Source organism: Oleiphilus sp. HI0080 (assembly GCF_001635135.1).
The window spans coordinates 1-1,711 of the sequence record NZ_LWFU01000643.1 but is presented as its reverse complement, the minus strand read 5'-3'; the positions used below and the strand labels follow the sequence as shown (position 1 = coordinate 1,711).

The following is a 1,711-nucleotide window of genomic DNA, read 5'->3' as shown; positions in this document are numbered from 1 at the left end:
TATCCTCAAAATCTTCGAGGGATTCAAAGCTCTCATTATTAATCTTGGCAATGATATCTCCCTGTCGAATACCCGCATTGCTTGCAGGACCTGCTTGCACCTTCACAACCTGAACACCGCCTTCAAGCCCTGCATCTTTCAACACAGCGTCATCCAGCTCCTTGACCATCACACCGAGGCGATTGGCTTCTGGAACGGTTGCTTTGGCAGGTTTAACCGGCACATCTGAGCTGTTTGGCAGCTCTCCAATTTCAACCTTCACGGTTTTTCGATCACCGTTACGGATCACCGTAAGTTCAGCGTCCTCACCCACCTTTGTACGACCAACAAAATGCGGCAACTGCGAGGACAAATTGATCTTCTCATCTTCATATTTGACGATAATATCACCAACCTGGATTCCCGCTTCCTGAGCGGGTGAACCCGGCACAACCTGAGCGACTAATGCACCATGCGGTTTATCAAGACCAAACGACTCTGCAAGCTCTTTACTCACTTCCTGAATCAACACACCCAACCAACCGCGGGATACATACCCCTGGCCGCGCAGTTGATCAACTACTTCCATCGCAACATCCATAGGAATAGCGAAAGACATACCCATAAAGCCGCCAGAACGCGTATAAATCTGCGAATTAATACCTACGACCTCACCGTCCATATTGAAAAGCGGGCCACCCGAATTGCCGGGATTAATCGCCACATCAGTCTGAATAAACGGCACGTAGTTTTCATTCGGCAGGCTGCGCCCTTTTGCACTCACAATGCCGGCCGTTACCGAGTAGTCAAAACCAAAGGGCGAACCAATGGCAAACACCCATTCGCCCACTTTTAAGTCTTTGGATTTACCTAGCTTAGCGGTCGGCAAACCATCCGCTTCAACTTTCAAAACCGCTAAATCAGATCGTTTATCTGAGCCGATTAATTCCGCTTTTAATTCTCTACGATCGTTGAACCGAACATAAATTTCATCGGCGCCTTCGATCACGTGATTATTGGTCAAAATATACCCATCATCGGTCACCACGAAACCCGAGCCCATCGACTGGCGCTCCTGGCGTTTCTCGCGATCCTGATACGGTGCGGGAGCCCCAAAGAAATGACGCAGAAAATCCGGAATCTGCTCCATATCGCCTTGGAACATTTGCGATTGAGGTGATTTTGACGTGCTGATTGTGCTGATGTTCACCACTACAGGCGCATGTTCCTCAACGAGCTCAGTAAAATCTGGAAGACTGCGCGCATTCGCAGACACAAAGGATAAAGATAAAACTAGTGCTACTAGCAAGCGCATACCGTGCGCCAAAGTACTATTCATAACGACTCCTAAAATCTCAGGAAACAGAACGATCTCAAAATCATAATTAGGGTTGGTTAAATTAGATTCAAATTAACCTTAAGTAAGACATTCAATTTTGTGCGAGGCCACACGCGGAATGCAGAGTACTTACGCTCGAAACTAGCTTTTTGGATGGCACGCAGCGCCATCCGTATTCGACAAAGCAATAGATTCGATGATGGGCTTAAAACGCACATCGCTGTGCATGGACGCACTCTTCTTTCGAGCAATCACAAATCCGAACAACAATCCTACGACGCCTCCAACGATTGAAGCGAGATCTCCCCCAACCAACTGCATCGCAAATGCTGCGACCACGACCATTAGCAATAAGGGAATGACAAACATCAACACGGACGCCTGCAGCAAGCC

General features: G+C 48.0%; 2 protein-coding genes. Both read right to left on the bottom strand.

Going from position 1 to position 1,711, the window contains the following annotated elements:
* The coding region (locus tag A3751_RS14005) for a DegQ family serine endoprotease (protein ID WP_068457164.1) at nt 1-1,318 on the bottom strand (1,318 nt) is incomplete at its 3' end.
* Nucleotides 1,319-1,459: 141 nt separating this feature from the next.
* On the bottom strand, nt 1,460-1,711 hold a 252-nt coding region (locus tag A3751_RS14000; RefSeq protein WP_197466357.1), incomplete at its 5' end, for a SoxR reducing system RseC family protein.